The sequence below is a fragment of the Nostoc sp. FACHB-152 genome (assembly GCF_014697475.1).
In the GTDB taxonomy this organism is placed as follows: Bacteria; Cyanobacteriota; Cyanobacteriia; order Cyanobacteriales; family Nostocaceae; genus Nostoc_B.
On the sequence record NZ_JACJRV010000008.1, the window covers coordinates 1 to 18,555 of the forward strand.

General features: G+C 38.6%; 6 protein-coding genes. 5 read left to right on the forward strand and 1 reads right to left on the reverse strand.

Features of this window, described 5'->3' with window-relative positions:
* The first annotated feature begins 228 nt into the window (after positions 1 to 228).
* The 5 genes from H6G76_RS09440 (at position 229) to H6G76_RS09460 (ending at position 16,650) form a co-directional block, all read left to right on the forward strand.
* Positions 229 to 1,119, forward strand: coding sequence for a hypothetical protein (locus tag H6G76_RS09440; protein WP_190698891.1), 891 nt, complete (start codon positions 229 to 231; stop codon positions 1,117 to 1,119).
* Between the two features lie 24 nt (positions 1,120 to 1,143).
* On the forward strand, positions 1,144 to 4,971 hold the full coding sequence (locus H6G76_RS09445) for a caspase family protein (RefSeq protein ID WP_190698894.1): 3,828 nt from the start codon (positions 1,144 to 1,146) through the stop codon (positions 4,969 to 4,971).
* Between the two features lie 131 nt (positions 4,972 to 5,102).
* On the forward strand, positions 5,103 to 6,761 hold the full coding sequence (locus H6G76_RS09450) for an alpha/beta hydrolase (RefSeq protein WP_190698897.1): 1,659 nt from the start codon (positions 5,103 to 5,105) through the stop codon (positions 6,759 to 6,761).
* A 60-nt stretch (positions 6,762 to 6,821) separates the two neighbouring features.
* Positions 6,822 to 11,870, forward strand: a complete 5,049-nt coding sequence (locus tag H6G76_RS09455) for a tetratricopeptide repeat protein (protein ID WP_190698900.1) — start codon at positions 6,822 to 6,824, stop codon at positions 11,868 to 11,870.
* A gap of 103 nt (positions 11,871 to 11,973) precedes the next feature.
* Positions 11,974 to 16,650: an eIF2A-related protein gene (locus H6G76_RS09460; RefSeq protein WP_190698903.1), complete on the forward strand. Its 4,677-nt coding sequence runs from the start codon at positions 11,974 to 11,976 to the stop codon at positions 16,648 to 16,650.
* A 520-nt stretch (positions 16,651 to 17,170) separates the two neighbouring features.
* Here the strand turns inward: H6G76_RS09460 and H6G76_RS09465 are convergent.
* Complete coding sequence (locus H6G76_RS09465; protein ID WP_190698907.1) at positions 17,171 to 18,550, reverse strand: TniQ family protein; 1,380 nt, start codon at positions 18,548 to 18,550, stop codon at positions 17,171 to 17,173.
* Between the last annotated feature and the right edge of the window lie 5 nt (positions 18,551 to 18,555).

Here is an 18,555-nt window from a genome sequence, read left to right on the forward strand (position 1 = left end):
CGAACTCTAGCTAGTGCCACTGCCAAACTCAACCTCTGCTTCATCAGGCTCATGATTAAGAGGCTTGCAGGTTCTTCCTAAGATGTCAAATGGGTTCTATAAAGGTGTACTTTTAATTACACTTTTACAAGCTGGTTTATCTATTATCAAATAGACAGAAAACATCATGCAAAATGGTGCAAATCAGCTTGTCTATAATCACAACAAATTAATATCCAATACTTACGTATGATGAGAAATTTTCACAAAACATTCGTAGTAGTTGCGATTATTGCAACCTTCGCAAGTGGCTGTAGGTCTACAGATGAGTATAAAAAATTTGCCGAAGCAGGAAATAGTTTTGCTGAAGCTACTAATTCTCTATTGATGGATGCTGAGAAAATTACAATCAATACAACATCTGAAAGATTACTAAATGATAGAAGAACTAGCGGAGAATTTCAGCCTAGTGATGAAGCTGCTAAAAATTTTGTTGCTCGGTACACTAAATTATCAGAAGAAGATAAAAATCGGTTGGAACTTATCAAGGAGCTTCGTAGGCATAACCAATTTTTGCAAGCTTACTTTAATAAACTTATAGAGCTAACTGGTTCTGACTCTCCTGAAAGAAGTAAAACCGCAGTTGAGAGTATAGCCAGCAATTTACAAAATAGTGGTAGCAAACTTGTAAGCCGAAGTCCCATCAAAATTGATAGGCTACCATCGGTAACTAAGATAGTTCTTGATGCTCGGATTCGTGGCGCACTTAAAGAAGAATTAGAAAAACGTAAATACACTATTTATCAAGAAATAACTACCCAAGAAAAAATACTAAAACAAATCAGCGATTCAGTGGAAAAAGATATAACAGAACTACGAAAATTACAAGAATATCGCTTAGTCTTAAAACCCCTTACTCAGTCAGAAGAAGTTGATGACAATACCTGGATAGAAACAAGATATAAGGTTCTGACACAGGATGCTGAAGTAGTAACAAAAATCAAGGATGCAAGTGAGAAATTAACAAAATTCAAAGAGTTATTTATTGCTTCCATAGAGGGAGATTTAACCAGTAAACGTCTTGATAATTTCATCCAAGAAACTAATTCATTCTCAGCACTTGTTTACAGCCAACAATAATTGTTATTCAGGAAAAATTTAAATATGTCTATTAATTCTGAAGCTGAAGCTCAAGCACTTTTGGAGAAATTAAGACAAGTTGATGCAAAACTTAACTCTCCACAAGTTTTATTCACCATTGATAATGAAAGAGATCAACGTAAAAAAGATGCTTTTAACGAAGCGAGAACTAAAATCGCTGTGAAAATTCGACAACTAGAAAATCAGAGCCTTTCTTTATTATTAACAGGTCTACAATCAAATGAAGCTTCCTTCAAAAAAGGAATAGATAACTTAAACCGCGAAATTGAAACAACTAATAATATAGCTAAAATTACACAGGCAATTGATAGAGTTTTGAGTGTTGTAACTGCGATAGTTATTCCCACACGAGGAATCGGAAGCCGGAAAATATACGTTTTCCTAGTGGGAATCGATAACTATCCCGATCCCAAACATCGCCTCGACGGTTGTGTAAACGACATTACAGCTATAGAAGAGTATCTCAACGAACGATTTGACCCGCAAGAATACCAACTACATTTACTCAAGCTTCAAAACGAACAAGCAACCCGTGAGGCAATTATTCATGGCTTCCGCAACCATCTTTGTCAGGCACAAAAAGATGATGTAGTTTTGTTCTACTACAGTGGTCATGGTTCCCAGGAATTAGCACCGAAGGAATTTTGGCACATAGAACCAGACCATCTGGATGAAACTTTAGTCTGCTACGACAGTCGTACCGTGAACGGTTGGGATTTAGCAGATAAGGAATTGGCGAAACTAATTGCAGAAGTCGCAGAAAAAGAACCACACATAACCATCATTATGGATTGTTGTCACTCTGGTTCTGGCACTAAAGACCCGATGCAAGCAGCCAAAGAACGTCGCTTAAGCGCCGACAAGCGAGAACGTCCCTTGGATAGCTTTATTTTTACACTGGAAGATTTAGAGAAACTCACAGATTCCCCTGAACGTGATCCCGAAAAGCACCCCACAGGTTGGAAGATTCCTAAAGGTCGTCATGTGCTGTTAGCTGCTTGTCGAGACTACGAAACAGCCAAAGAATACCCAGGTAAGCTTAGGGGTTATTTCTCTTATTATTTGCTGGATACACTGACCAAGACCAACGGAAAGCTGACATATCGGGATTTATTTGCACGCACAAATGCCATTGTCCGTAGTGAAAGTAGAGAGCAGTCTCCGCAATTGGAAGTGAATCATCCCCAAGATGGTGACAAGTTCTTTCTTGATGGTGCGATCGCCGAAGTTGAACCATACTTCATTGTCAAGCATGACCAAACTGCTGGATGGGTGATTGAAGGTGGTGCTGTTCACGGAGTACAACCACCCAAAAATGGCGAAACTACCTCATTAGCACTGTTTAAATTTGATGCTAATAACGATGATTTGCACGACCCGTCAAAGTCTGTAGGTACAGCAAAAGTAACTCAGGTATTGCCAACTAAGAGCAAAATAGATATCGAAGGGATAGACCACCTAGCTACTGATACCACTTTTAAAGCAGTTGTCACCAGTTTACCCCTACCACCTTTAGGCGTTTACTTTGAAGGAGAGGAAACAGGTGTAAATTTGGCGCGTGAACAGCTAAACAAAGCCGGACTCAATGGTAAACCTTCAGCTTATGTCCGCGAGTCAGAAGAAATTGACAACGCAGAATTTCGCTTGTTGTGTCGCAACAACCAGTACATCATAACTAGACCCACAGATGAGCGTCCCTTGGTGGCTCAAATTGATGAGTACACCCCACAAAACGCAGATAAAGCAATTAAACGCTTAGAACATATTGCCCGGTGGACAACAATTGCTCAACTGAAAAATACTGCGGCAACTCAAATTAAAGCTGGTGATGTGAAAATGGAACTCATCTTTAAAGACGAGGATTTATCACAATCACAGCAGATGCGTTTGCAGTACAAGTATAAGGGCGGTGAGTGGCAAAATCCCGAATTTAAACTGAAACTTACCAATACTACTACAAAGCCACTTTACTGTTCTTTGGTTACTCTTTCAGACAGTTTTGCTATTGAGGCACCATTTTTTGAATCTGGTAGCATCAGGCTGCAAGCAGGAGAAGAAGCTTATGCTCAAGTCGATGGAGACGTATGGGTGCCAATCGGAGTACCAGAGGATTACTGGAAACAGGGAATTACTGAATACAAAGATGTAATTAAGTTGATTGTCAGCAATGAAGAATTTAATGCCAAATTGCTAGAACAAAAAGCTCTGGACGCGCCTCAAACTATAACTAGAGATATAGAATCTACCACTCGAAGTAGTCTTGAGCGTCTAATGGTGCGGACGCAGAATCGTGACATCATACGCAAAAGAGACGCAGTGAAGTTTGATGATTGGTATGCAGAGGAAATCACAATTATCACAGTCCGCCCTTTGGAATCTACGCCAGTTTCCCCAGAACAAGAACAACAATTAGGAGTAGGGGTAAAATTACAACCCCATCCGAGTCTAGTAGCAAATGTTCGCCTCACAACCACACCACAAGTCAGCCGAGATTTGGGTAATAAAATTTTGCCTCCCATCCTACGGGAAGATCCTCAAGTGACTCGACCCTTCCAATTTACTACCAGTCGGGGTACAGACCCAGGATTAAGCGTACTGGAACTGAGGGACGTTGCCGACTATGAAGTTGTCACTCCAGATGCACCTCTCAAGCTATTAGTTGATGCACCCCTAACAGATAACGAATATCTGCTTCCTATAGGTTATGACGGTGAATTTTTCTTGCCTTTAGGGCGTGGGCAAACAACTAAAGATGGTAAAACAGAAATTATCCTCGAAAGATTACCAGCACCTGTGAGTGAGGGAGAACGCAGCCTGCAAGGTGCAATCCGCATCTTCTTTCAAAAAGTAATCAGCCAAGGTTTAGGGCGGGAATTTACGTATCCAATATTAGCAGTACCGGAAATAACAGAGAACCCGAAAAAGAAAGTCATCTATCATCAGGATGTAGCTGATGTCAGGGAGCAGGTAAAAAACGCTAACAGAATTGCTCTCTACATTCACGGAATTATCGGCGATACCGAAAGTTTAGTATCTACTATTAAACAGCCTGTATCAAAACCAGATGGGCAAAAGGTTTCCATCAGCGAACTTTATGACCTAGTTCTTACCTTTGATTATGAAAATTTGAATACTTCTATTGAGCAGAATGCCCAACATTTGAAACGACGACTAACAGATGTAGGTTTAGGAGCAAACCACGGTAAAGAACTACATATTATTGCTCACTCAATGGGTGGTTTGGTATCTCGGTGGTTTATTGAACGAGAAGGAGGTAACAAAGTTGTCCAACATCTAATTATGTTGGGTACACCAAATGCAGGTTCCCCTTGGCCTGTAGTGGAAGATTGGGTAAAACTGACTCTGGGTATTGCGCTCAATGGTCTTTCTTTAGTTGCTTGGCCTACCAAAATAGTGGCGATGCTCATGGGTACATTAGAAACAAATATTCGGGTAGCCCTAACCCAGATGAACCCAGCTTCCGATTTTCTCAACTCTCTCGCCGCTAGTGATGACCCTGGTATTCCCTACTCAATTATTGCTGGCAATACCTCTATTATTCCCGCAGCATTAGAGGAACAACCACAGAAACAGTCCAGTATCTTGAAACGGTTACAACAACGTTTATTTAACAAGGTGGTAGAATTACCGTTTTTTGGTGTGCCGAATGATATAGCAGTGAAGGTTGATAGTATTAAGAGTGTTCCTATAGGGCGATCGCATCCTACCCATATTCAAGAAGTACCTTGCGACCATATGAGTTATTTCTTGAATGAACCTATTGACGTTGGGTTAAAAGCTTTGATTTCTGCAATTACAAGGCAGAAATAAATACGAGGAAGGCATTCATTAGGAATTCTCATGTCTAATGAATGCCTTCCTCATTTTTGCATTTACATTTATGTGCTAGTGCAAAAGCCATACTATTTAGTAACAAAATAAACAATTTTCAAGGTGCAATTATGAAATATAACTGGAAAAATACAGCCAAAAATATTGGTTTATTTTGTACACTATTTACTACCTATTTTATCAGTTTAAATACTTCTGCAAAAGCAGCAGAAACTGTTGTTTTGCGTTATGGTCAGTGGGAAGAATCAATCTCAGTTACTGATTTACAAAGTATTGCAGAAACAGGACAAGTACCTCAGAAATACAAAGTTTATACTAATAAATTTCCATTAGAAGAACGCCAGAAGTTCTTAAAAGCACTACAAACGGAAAGTCGTGTAAATTTTGTCACTTTAAGTCGATTATTAAATACTTCAGTTGGTAGCACTATCCTTCAGGATTTCGCTAGACTAACATCCCGCAAAGATGATGCTGGAATGCAAGCTCTGAGAACTGGATTGGTACTTGGTGCTAAAGCTAACGAAGGACTTTCTATTATTAACTTTATCCAAAATTATCCTAGCGATCGCTTGGTGATTAATTTGGCAGAAGCACTTCCAGTCTTTAAAAATTTGAACTTGTCTTATCAGCAAACTGAGCAGTTCAGAAAAGCAATTACTCCTCGACTGGCTGCAAAACCTACTTCATTAAATTTATCTTTTGACCCTAGCGCAGCAGGAAATGGCAAAGTAAAGGTGATAAACTTACCAAAATTAAACGATGAACAACGCCAACGTCTTGTTCCTGTTGATATTTACTGGTCAGATTCTGTAAGTCCTGCTAAACCTGTGGTGATTTTGTCACATGGTTTTTCCTCCAATCGCAAAGATATGCGCTACATCGCAGAACATTTAGCATCTCATGGCTTTGTAGTAGCAGCAGTGGAACATATTGGTAGCAATGAGAAATATAAAATTGATTTGACTGATTTGACAAAATCTAAGCTGGCAGATATGAAACCACAGGAGTTTCTGGAACGTCCCCAAGATATCAGTTTTGTTTTAGACGAGTTAGAAAAGTTAAATCAAACAGACAAACACCCACTGCAAGGTAAGCTGACAACTGATAACGCTATGGTTATCGGTCATTCTTTTGGAGGTGGGACAGCTTTATCTATTGCTGGAGCAGAATTGCAAGTAGATTCTTTAAAAGAACGCTGTCCTCAATTCCTGCGTACTACTGTTAGCGCTGGAGAGGGTTTGCAGTGTGTTGCTAAAGATTTACCAGAAAATCGCTATCAATTGCATGATTCTCGCATTAAACAAGCGATCGCTCTTAACCCCACAAGTTCCATAATGTTTGGTGAAACTGGGTTAGAAAAGGTACAAATTCCAACCCTGATTTTGGCATCATCTGCGGATAAAACGACTCCAGCTTTAAATGAACAAATCATTAGTTTTAACAAAATCTCTTCACCAAAATGGTTGATTGGAATTGTTGGCGCAACTCACAGCAGCATTAAAGATCCAATTTCAACTGCACAGAGGGAAGAGAAAAAAGGTGAAGAGAAAGTCGGTAAGGAAGCTGTTGATATTCGTAAGTATATGAAAGCCATTACTTTGGCATTTGCTTCTCAAATGACTTCAGAAGCTAACGAATATAAAATATTTCTCACCCCAGAGTATGCCCAATATGCTTCTACACAAGCATTCCCGATTCGTTTAGTAACGGATATCCCGGACGATATTCTGAAAGAAATCAACAATGCTGTAAGCAATAATCAGCAATAATTAAGTTTTAATCAAAGGCTTTTAAGCTATTAATTTCTTATTCGCATAGAGGTTATCTTCATGTCAAAACATAACTTCAACCGCAATTTTGCAGTTATTATTGGCGTTAATAATTACCAAAATAATATTAAAGAGTTAATAACCGCAGTTCCAGATGCTCTTAAGTTAGCTGAAATTATTCAAAAGCAACATGAGAATCTAAAACCGCAATATCAGGCACAAAATAAGTATGAAGTGCAATTATTGTTGAATCAACGTGCTAGTCTTAGCCAGCTAAAACAATTAATTGCAGACTTCAAACAAGGACAAATAACGCTTGACAAAGAAAAAGTTACAGTTACAGAAAGCGATCGCCTCCTCTTCTATTTTGCTGGACATGGCATTGCTTTAGATGCGCTGGAAAATCAAGAAGGGCCTGTAGGTTATCTAATTCCTCAAGATGCTATATCCGGTGATAGTAGTACCTACTTGCCGATGCAGGAATTACATGATGCTTTGAACGCACTGCCTTGTCGGCATATGTTAGCAATTCTTGATTGCTGCTTTGCTGGAGCTTTCCGTTGGGCAAGCCTGAAGCGGGAAGTTGTACGCAAAGTGCAGATATATAAAGAACGCTACGACAGATTCATTAGCGATCGCGCTTGGCAAGTGATTACTTCCGCATCTGACGACCAAAAAGCCTTAGATTCCTTGGGATCTCGTGGGAGAGCCACAGACGGAAACGAAATTCATTCTCCCTTTGCTAAAGCTCTGTTTGATGTTTTGCTGGGCAAAGGTGGAGATTCAAATCAAGATGGGATGGTCACTGCAACTGAGCTTTACTCATATTTGCGCGATCAAGTAGAAATCGCCTCAGAAAATTACTACCAGCGACAAACTCCTAGTTTATGTCCACTCAGGAAACATGATAAAGGAGAATTTATCTTTTTGTTGCCTGATTTTGACCGAGATAAATTAGAAGATGCACCACCACTAAACGTAGAAAATAATCCGTATCGAGGATTATCTTCCTATGATGAAAAAGACAGTCATTTGTTTTTTGGTAGAGAAGAGCAAATTCAAAATCTTTACCAAAAAGTAGTTGATAACAAGCAACAATTAACATTAGTCTTGGGTGCTTCGGGAACAGGTAAATCTAGTTTGGTGAAAGCTGGACTTATTCCTAAACTCAGAAAGGATGACAAAACCTGGCGTATCCTGCCGCCTTTTCGACCAGGGGAATCGCCTTTGAAGTCATTGAATAACGTACTAGAATCGGTCAAGCAGCCTTTAATCCAAGCAGGAACATCTTCCCGTTTATTCACCCCAGCCGAAGAAAGTTTGGGAAATTGGTTCAAGAATAATCCTCAAGCAAAGCTACTGGTGATTATCGATCAGTTTGAAGAATTGATAACTTTATCTAAGAGTGAAGAAGCCGAGAAATTTCAGATATTTATTAAAAAAATACTTGCTAAATATTCTAATAACATCCATGTAGTTATTACCTTGCGACTCGATTTTGAAGCGCAGTTTCAAACCTCGGTACTTAACGACTTTTGGAATAATGATGCTCGGTTTGTTGTTTCACCAATGAGCCAAAATGAATTCCGCCAAGCAATTGAGAAACCAGCACTAGAAAAAGTTATATATTTCGACCCTCCGGGCTTGGTAGACGAACTAATTAACGAAGTCGTACAAATGCCAGGTGCTTTACCTTTGCTTTCTTTTACCCTGAGTGAATTGTACTTGAAGTATTTAGGCGATCGCACTAGGGATAACCGGGCTTTAACTAAGAAAGATTATGAAGAGTTGGGAAGGGTGGTTGGTTCTTTGACTCAGCGTGCTAACCAGGAATATGAGAACTTAGTTAAAGAAGACAGTGCTTATCAAGATACAGTGCGGCGAGTAATGTTACGGATGATTTCGTTGCAAGGTGGCGAGTTAGCACGGCGACAAGTTCCTAAATCGGAACTGGTGTATTCTGATCAGGAAGAAAACAAGCGAGTGCAAACAGTCATCAAACGTTTTTCTGAAGCTCGCTTAATCGTTGAGGGTTCTAATGCTCAAGGTGAATCCTATGTAGAACCAGCCCATGATGCTTTGGTGCAGGGGTGGGATCAGTTACTAGCTTGGAAGAAAGAAAACGAGGAAAATGTAATTTTACAAAGGTCATTAACTCCTGCTGCTGTTGATTGGGCAAATCAACAATCGGCACGCTTTCTTTGGAACGCTAACCCACGTCTTGATTTATTGAAACAGGTACTCAATTCCAATAACAACTGGCTTAACAAATTAGAAGCAGAGTTTGTGCTGCGTAGCATCGGGCGAAAAAACTTTAATACTCGTCGTAATTGGGGTATTGCGATCACAGTTATGTTGGGATTAAGTGGGTTAAGCATTTCTACTTTGATTGGACAAAGAAATGCTCAAATACAAGAAATTGACGCTTTAATAGAAGCTTCTGAAGCAAATCTCGTATTAGATAATCAATTAGATGCTTTGCTTCAAATTTTGCGAGCAGGAATGCATCTTAGAGAAAATCAATTACTAAAACTATTTCCACCAGATTCTAAGAAACGAGACAAAGTAATAAGCACCTTACGAAAAGTTTTCTATACGGGAAAAGAAACCAATATATTAGAATTAGCTTCAGGAAAGATAGTGGGTATGTCCCCTAGTTCCGATGGCAAGTATTTAATTGCTACCGATAACAATCAAGGTACAGTTAGCTTGTGGAACTGGAAAAATCCACAAGAGAAACTAGCTGAATTTACTGGACATAAAGGAGAAATTGCTGTTTACTTTAGTCCCAACGGAGAACAACTAGCTACGCATGATGTAGTGGGTGAAAAAAGATTAATCCGCCTGTGGAATATTAAAAGCAAAAAATACCTAATGTTTCCAGGCAAAATCACTACCGATAAATTTCGTGACTTCATTTTTAGTGCCAATAGTAAGTTCATTGCTATATTGGCTGAAGATAATGCCTTTGTGTGGAATTGGACAAATAATCAAGTTTATAAATTTAAAGAATCTCAAGCAGAAGAAACGCCTATAGGAATTAGTTTTACTAAAGATAGCAAAATACTAGTAGTGACTGAAACAGGAAGAATTTTTGACTGGTCTGTTAGTAAGCAATCTGCTTTAAGAAAGTTAGAAAATTTTAATAATATTAATACTTTGGAGGCAAGATTTAGTCCTGATGGTAACCAATTGTTAGTTGTCAGCTATATTCATAAATGTTTGCCTGTACAAAAGTACGAATTATCAGAAAATGTAGGGGCTTCAGAACTTCAAGATGGTTGCGAAATTGAATATAGTCCCGATGGTAGAAAAATTGCAATCGGCAATGAAGATGGCACTATTTACTTATACAATAATAATTCAGACACGGAACAGTATGCTGAGTTTAGAAATATACATAAAGGTGAGATAGGAAAATTAAGTTTTAGTTTTGATGGTAAACGACTGTTTTCTTTGGGAAGTGACAATACTATTAAATTGTTTGACTTGGAGCCTAATGATTTCGATAATTCTAAATTATTCAAGATGGATTTTACATCACAAAATGCAGATACTAATCAAGATTCATTAAAATTTGTAGGTTTTAGCTTTGATGGTAATAAAATAATTAGCGTTCAAAATGATGTAAGTATTTTTTCGTCAAATCTATCAGGGAAGAGTGAGTTATTACTGACAACTGAACCGAATTTCAAAAATAATATAGTTAGTGCAACCGTTAGCTATGGTAACAATAAAATTGCTATTGCTAGAGAAGATAATACCATCGAACAAAGGAGTATCTCCTCAAACAAGCCGGGCAAAAGTTTTCAACTGCCTGAAGGGAAAAAATTCCATAGTATGATTTTTCATCCTAAAAATGGGAATTTAATAGTGATTACTGAATATAAAGATTCGCAATCAAATAGTATTGGCAGAGACTATACTACTGATGTCTGGTATGTTGATCACTCTAAAAACCCAATACCGATTCTTGGACAGCCAATTGGCTTGTCTTTTGATTCTAATAGTGACCTACTTGTACATACATTACAAGACATGACTGGAGGTTTGATTAGACTTGTATCATTAAATTTAGACAAACAACAACGAGTATCAATATCCGATTTAAGCACTGATAATAGGAAGATAATAGTTAGTCAAGATACCCAATTAATGGCTACAGTTACTGACCAAGGAATTGTGAAGTTGTGGGACTTTTGGAGTAAGCGGTTATTAGTAGAATTCAACGCCCATCAAACTAAGATCGAAAGTATTAACTTTAGCTCTGATAATAGTGTGATGATTACTGTTGGTGAAGATGGTATTACAAAGTTGTGGCGGCTCGGAGATTTAGATGATTTACTTTCAAAAAGCTGTGATCGGATTCGTGATTATCTTAAAAATAACCCCAATGTCAGTGAAAGCGATCGCAACCTATGTGACGATGTGCCAATACCAGTTATATCTCCAACTCCTACGATGTCTTCTCCCACTACATCTCGTCTTACTGCAAATATATTCCTCCCGTCCCGGCAAGCGCTCGCCGAAGACTATTACACTAGGGGAAGTGAGCAGGCTGACAGCAAATATATTCAAAATTTTCCCAAAATTCTTGCTAACAGTTTTACTAAAGCCCAAAAAGCCGACGCTTACATCAACCGAGGAGTAATTTACTATAGACAGAAAAAATATACTCTGGCAATCAAAGATTATGAAGAAGCACTCAAACTAAATTCTAAAAATACTGGTGCTTACATTAATAGAGGAATTGCTTATTCTTCTTTGCAAGAACCCGAACATCAACGAGCCATTGATGATTACAACAAGGCTATTAGTCTGGATTCTAACAATACTGATGCTTACATTAATCGAGGGATTGCCTACTCTGGTTTGGGCAAACATGAAGCGGCGATCAAAGATTACGATCAGGCAATAGCGATTGCTCCTAACAATGCTGATGCTTACTATGCCAAGGCTTTTACCCAAACTCTAATAGAAGGGAAGAAACAAGAAGCTATTAATAATTATCGGCAAGCAGCACAACTTTATCAACAACAAAACAAACTAAAGTATTCCGATAATGCACTTAAGAGAATTGAGGAGCTAAGTACATCTGAATCACTTTGAGATAAATAATCATGATGGGCGATCGCCATCTCTGTGACAATGTACCACCAATTACTATAAATCCCAAAAACTAGGTGAGTTAAAAGCGAACTGCAACCATCCTATGTCAAAATCCAAGTACGATTTTCACCGCAACCTAGCAATAATTATTGGTATTAATAACTACTCAAATGGTATCCCAGAGCTAGAGACACCAGTTGCTGACGCTGAAAAACTTGCCAAAATTATTCAAGAGAATTATCAATATGAAGTGCAGATATTACTAAATGAAAAAGCTACATTATTACAGTTAACTTCTCTATTAGCAGACCTTAAGCAAAAAACACTACATTTACCTGAGAAAACATTACAGATAGAAGAAAGTGACCGTTTAATATTTTACTTTGCCGGACATGGAATAATTCCCGCAGATGGGCTGGAAAACAGGGATAATCTGGCAGGCTATCTTGTCCCCCAGGATGCCAGAGGAGATATTCTTCTGCAAAAGCAAATAGAAATTAACAAAATTCTTCTGCCCATGCAAGACTTGCATGATGCCCTTGTAGAACTACCTTGCCGTCATCTGCTAGTTATACTAGATTGCTGTTTTGCTGGGGCATTTAGGTCAAGCTTATATCGAGAAATTCTCCCGGCGCGAAAAGTATATAAACAACGGTACGATCGCTTTATTAGAGATAGAGCATGGCAAGCGATCGCATCTGCGGCTCATGACCAAAAGGCGATCGATTATCTCGGTTGTTTCGGACAAAGAGGAACTACAGAAGATAACAAACACTCACCCTTTGCTGAAGCTTTATTTGCAGCTTTACGCGGTGCTGCGGACACAATAGGAACAGGTGATGGTATCATCACGGCAACTGAACTTTATTGCTATGTGCGCGATCAAGTTGAAGAACTTACCGACGAACTTGACAAACGCCAGACTCCAGGCTTGTTTCCTCTGAAAAAGCATGACAAAGGCGAGTATATTTTCTTACTACCAAATTTTGACCAAAACAAGTTAGAAGATGCACCAGCACTCAACGAAGAAAACAACCCTTATCGGGGTTTAAAAAGTTATGAAGAACAGCATTCTCAGTTGTTTTTTGGCAGAGATGAACTAATAAAGCAACTATATGAACGTTTTCTTCATCCTAACAATCCACTAACTGTAGTTTTAGGCGTTTCCGGTTCTGGCAAGTCTAGTTTAGTCAAAGCTGGGTTAATCCCTTATATAAGGGCTAACCATAACGAAGATTGGTGCATTATACCTACATTCCGTCCTGGTGAATCTCCCTTCGCCGCACTGGCTGAGGTAATTGTTGTAAATACTGAAATTAATACAAACAAAATAGACGAGATTAAATCTCTAAGCGAAACGCTCAAACAAGCACCGAGGCAATTCATTGAAATTGTAGCCAATGGCAGACAAATCCCTGCAAATGCAAAGCTTTTATTGGTGATTGACCAATTTGAAGAACTAATTACCATCTGTAAGCAACAAGAGCGAGAGCAGTTCTTAAATTTCCTGGCACAAGTATTAGAGGCTAATGCTCAAAAGTTGCACATAATCATCACCTTGCGCTCTGACTTTGAACCGCGTTTTTTAGATTCTGCACTCAAACCCTATTGGAGTGGCGATCGCTTTCCAGTACGCGCCATGAGGTCTGATGAATTACGGCAGGCCATTGAAAGACCAGCTAACGAAAAAATGTTGGATTTCGACCCGCCAAATCTAGTTGACCTGCTGATTGACGAAGTAGGGCAAATGCCCGGTTCGCTATCACTGTTATCTTTTACTTTAAGTGAACTTTATACTAAATGTATTGAGAGAGAAAGTAGAACTTTAACTCAGGCAGATTATCAAGAGTTAGGCGGAGTTGCTGGTTCTTTAACACATCGAGCAACGGAAATATACAACAAACTGGACAAAGCCCAGCAACTCACTATGCAACAGGTGATGCTGCGGATGGTGATAATTGAAGGTGGGGAGTCAGCACGGAGAAGAGTGCCTTTATCTGAGTTGAAGTATCTAGATGACGCAGAAAATGAGCGAGTAGAGGAAATCCGTCAACTGCTGGATAAAGCGCGTTTGATTGTAGGTGGACAGGAACCAGGGGGTGAACCCTATGTAGAACCAGCCCATGATGCCTTGGTACGTGGATGGAGTAAGTTGCAAGAGTGGAAAAATGACGAGCAGGAAAATTTGTTATTGCAACAGCGTTTAACTCCTGCGGCTAATGATTGGGACAGAAATAATCGACCTATTGGCTTATTGTTACCTGATGGCGATCGCCTCAACCAGTTGGAGAAAATCAAGGCATTACCTGATAACTGGTTGAATCAGCGAGAGGTAGAGTTTGTTCAAGCCAGCATTAATTATAGAAATATTCAACAAAGGCTCTCTAGAGAACAACAAACAAGAACAGAACTACTACGGAAAGTAAATAGAGTAGAAGATTTACTTACTTCTCAACCGTTGAACGGTTTAATCTTAGCAATTCAAACTATAGGGGAAAATTTAGAAAAAATTCCCCATAAAATTTTAATGGCTGCTCAGTCTAGTTTACATAAAACGGTTTCCCGCTCCAGAGAGTGTAATTTTTTTGGTACTGGAAGCTTTTGTGTAGATTTCAGTCCTGATGGAGAAATGATTGTTAGTGGTGGCGGTGAAGGTGTTGTTCGATTATGGGATCTAAAAGGAAATTTAATCAGTGAATCTTTATCTCACCATGACTCTAGCATTAGTACAGTAGTTTTCAGCCCTGATGGTCATAATATTGCTAGTAGTGGTGGCAGTGGATTTTACTTATGGGCTATAGACAGTACAAATAAATCCTTCCATCTTGTAAAATCAAATCCTGATTTCTCTATTAAATTTATAACTTTTAGTCCTTCGGGAAACTACATTATTAGTGGCAGTAATGATGAGAAACTGCAAGTTTGGGATAGTCAAGGAAATTTACTTGCTCATCAGTTTTCTGCTGAGAACGGATGGTTAAGAGATAATGGAGAGGCTATTAATTTAGCTTTTGGTTCTTCAGACAACGATTTTGTTAGTGCTTGTGGTGAAATCTTACAACTTTGGGATACTTTTGTTAACCGAAAAAGTAACAGCATCCACATACTTTCTCAAGTAAATTCTGTAGCCTTGAGTCCAGATAATAAAACCATAGCTATTGCTTCTAATAATAGTCATATTCGTCTATGGAATATAGAAGAGCAATCTCTGGGCGAACCTTTTAGCGGATACGAATCTTCATATCCAATCCAATCAGTGAAATTTAGCCCTAATGGAAAATACATTGTTAGCGGGAGTTTTGACCAAACAGTACGTTTATGGGATTTGGACGGAAAACTGATTAATGCTCCTTTTATTGGTCACGAGAAATTTGTCTATTCTGTAGCTTTTAGTCCCGATGGTACAAGTATTGTCAGTGGCGGTTTAGATGGCATCAGAATTTGGGATACTCATGGCTACAAAGCTACCCAAGTTATTAAAGATCACCAAAAAGAGGTGAATGTGGCAGTTTTTAGCCCAGACGGAAATTATATATTTAGTGGTGGTGATGACGGTAATTTAAGACTTTGGGACATCAAGGGAAATCTTCTTGACAAAACCTCCACAAATAGTCAGGATGCTATTACTTGTCTCTCTATAAGTCTTGATGGAAAATATATAGTCAGTGGCAGCTATAAAGGTGATTTAAGACTTTGGAGCATTCAAAATCAACGTCTACATCAGCTCTTCATTGTTCATCAAGATGGTATAAATGCTGTAGCTTTTAGTCCCAGTGATAACTTAATTGCTAGTGGTGGTGAATCGGGAATTGTAAAACTTTGGAATTTGGAAGGTAATTCTGTTGGTGAACCCTTCATGGGTCATCAGTCACGGATTACTTCTATCGCATTTAGTCCTGATGGAGCAATGCTTGCCAGTGGAAGTTCTGATGGTAGTCTTGGACTATGGAACATTAATGGTCAATGTATCATCCAACCTTCTAGAGTTGATGGTTGTTGGGTTGATTGTCTAGCCTTTAGTCCAGATGGAAAATACATCATAAGTGGTATCAATAATGATCCTCTCAGTGGGCGTGGTTTTGCTGGTGTACTGAAACTTTGGGATTTAGAAGGTAACATTATCGGTAATCCCTTCACTGGTCATGAAGACAGTGTTACTTGCGTAGCTTTCAGTCCTGATGGCACACTAATAGTTAGTGGCAGTGTTGATGGCACTGTTAGACTTTGGGATCAACAGGGAAATGCTGTTGGTTCACCGTTTATTGGTCACAAATTTCGTGTTACATCTGTAGATTTTGATCCGACTGGAAAGCAGGTTGTCAGTAGCGGTGTGGATGGCACAGTGCGTTTGTGGCCAGTTGATTGGGTATATTGGTTGCAATTAGGATGCGATCGCCTCCGCTACCATTCTGTTCTCAAGAATCCTCAAACTGAAGTAGAGAGACAAGCCTGGGAAACTTGTCAAAATTATGTCTGGGAACCAGAAAAAGGTACTCAAAAGTTATATGAGCAAGCACTACAAAGGATTAAGGACGAAGAAAACTTTCCCGCAGCAGAAGAAAAAAATTTTTCAGACGCGATCTCAATCTGGAATCTAGTGATTCAGTTTAATCCAGATCATGCTGATGCTTATTACCATCGGGGCAAGTGCTATGCTGATTTTCATAATAAGCACAAAACGATAGTGGATCTTAACACGGCTGCGACTCTCTATCGGCAGCAAGGAAAAACTGAAACTGAGGAGTACCGGGAGGTTATGAAATTCCTTAATCAGATTTAATTCTAAATTATTTCTGTTTGTGGCGATGTCTTGAAAGCCAAGTAATTGCCTTCGGGTACTAAAAGTTATTCAACCTCGGCATATAAAGCTGAAAATGCTTTGCTGATGAGCGTTATGAACATAAGCTTTTCTAAAAAAAATATGTCATCATTTAATTTAAAAGGTTACGGCATTTATGACACCATTTACTTTAAAAATTTTTGATAGAGTGCTTTGATGGCAAAATCACCTAAAGCCTTATCAATTAAGGCTTTAGGTGATTTCTAATCTTTAAAGGAAATATGACAAAAATTCTTTAAAATGGACAATAATTATTTAAAGGACACCATTTGTACATTAAATAATTATTGTCAGTTTTAAATGTCACTGGAAGCATAACTTTTCCGTCACGGAAAGCTTATGCTTCCAATGCACCTCGGAAATATTATGCTTCCAATTTTTGGTATTTGACAAAAACATTGTAAAGTGATAAAAGGATTTTTACTCTAACTTACTAATTTTAGTAAACTAATCTAATACATCAACTATCTAAACCTAGATCCCGTCGCGTTTCACGTAAAGCTGCACGAACCTGCTTATATCGCAAGAACCCAGGTTTAGATATTAATTCTGAAACACGAGCCTCGGAAGGATATTCACCATTTTCATACAACTTTAACGCGGCTTCTCGTACTTTCTGACAGGATTGAGCTACTGTTTCTACATAATTAGTTCTACGGTAACTAAGGTATTTAGCAGAAATAGCATTACATAAATCTTTAAAATGATTGTAAACAGTGCGCCTATCACAATCTAAACGCCTTGCTACTTCTTCCATTGAAGGCGGTGGAAACTCATTATTCTGTAATACATTTTCTAGGTACTCTTGTACCTTTGCAGATTCAAATGGTTTAGGTGTAGCTCTTGGTTTAGCTGAAAGTTTAGTCAAACATGAAGTTGTTTTTTGAAATTGCTCTAACAATAATTCCTCTTGGTTTAAGAAACTCAGCAATGATACTTGGAAATAATAGCAAGTTCTAACAAGTGCATCTAGAGATGGCTGATTTTTGCCTTGACACCATAACCAAACCGTATTTCTAGGTTGATGAAGATAACGAGCAAATTCAGCAATATTTCCTTGAGAAACATAGTCAGCGTAATTTCTTAAAGATGCTGCTACTTGATTTTTTAGAGGAACAAAGTTTAAATGTGAGCCAGCAGCTAGTAAATCCCCAACATTATTTGCAGCCCACAAAGGCAACTTAAATTCTTGATTTGCGATATCCTGTTTATTTACAAATTCAGCATTTTCCCTGTAGCCAAGCCACTGCCCACATTTTGAACAATATCCAGGTCGAGATTTCCAAGCTAACAGACTATTTCCCTTATGGCAGTAATGACATTTTTCACTCAAGTATTGCTGATGATGTGGACAAACTTTAACAACATCTAGTGACCAAAGCAAAGGTTCATAAACTTGTTTTTCCGTTTCATACCACTCTTGATAACAAATTGGACACCAAGCTTTAACAGAACGAAGCAGATTTATAAACGGGAATATCTCAGACCAGTTTATCATTGTTAATAGCTTCAAATCATCACGTAGTGTCAGGCTTTGTAGAGCTTGAATTAAATCATCTGCCATAACACCTGTGCCATTAAAGGCTCGTGTAAAAGTGTATATTTTATGTAAGTTTGCACCTCCGTAAGCCTTATTAACAACTGGGGCTAGTTCCCTTTCCATTAAAATCCCTGGTACTACACAATGAACCTCAGCTAGTCTAGCTACATAGCCTGTCAAACTTTCTACTAATGGTGTTCCAATTCCAATAGGTTCCAACGAATAAAGGTAACTACGTAATGGAATGACAGACTTCTTAAACTCGCAAAATTTATATTTAATTAGCCCTTTAGGTTGCATTTTTA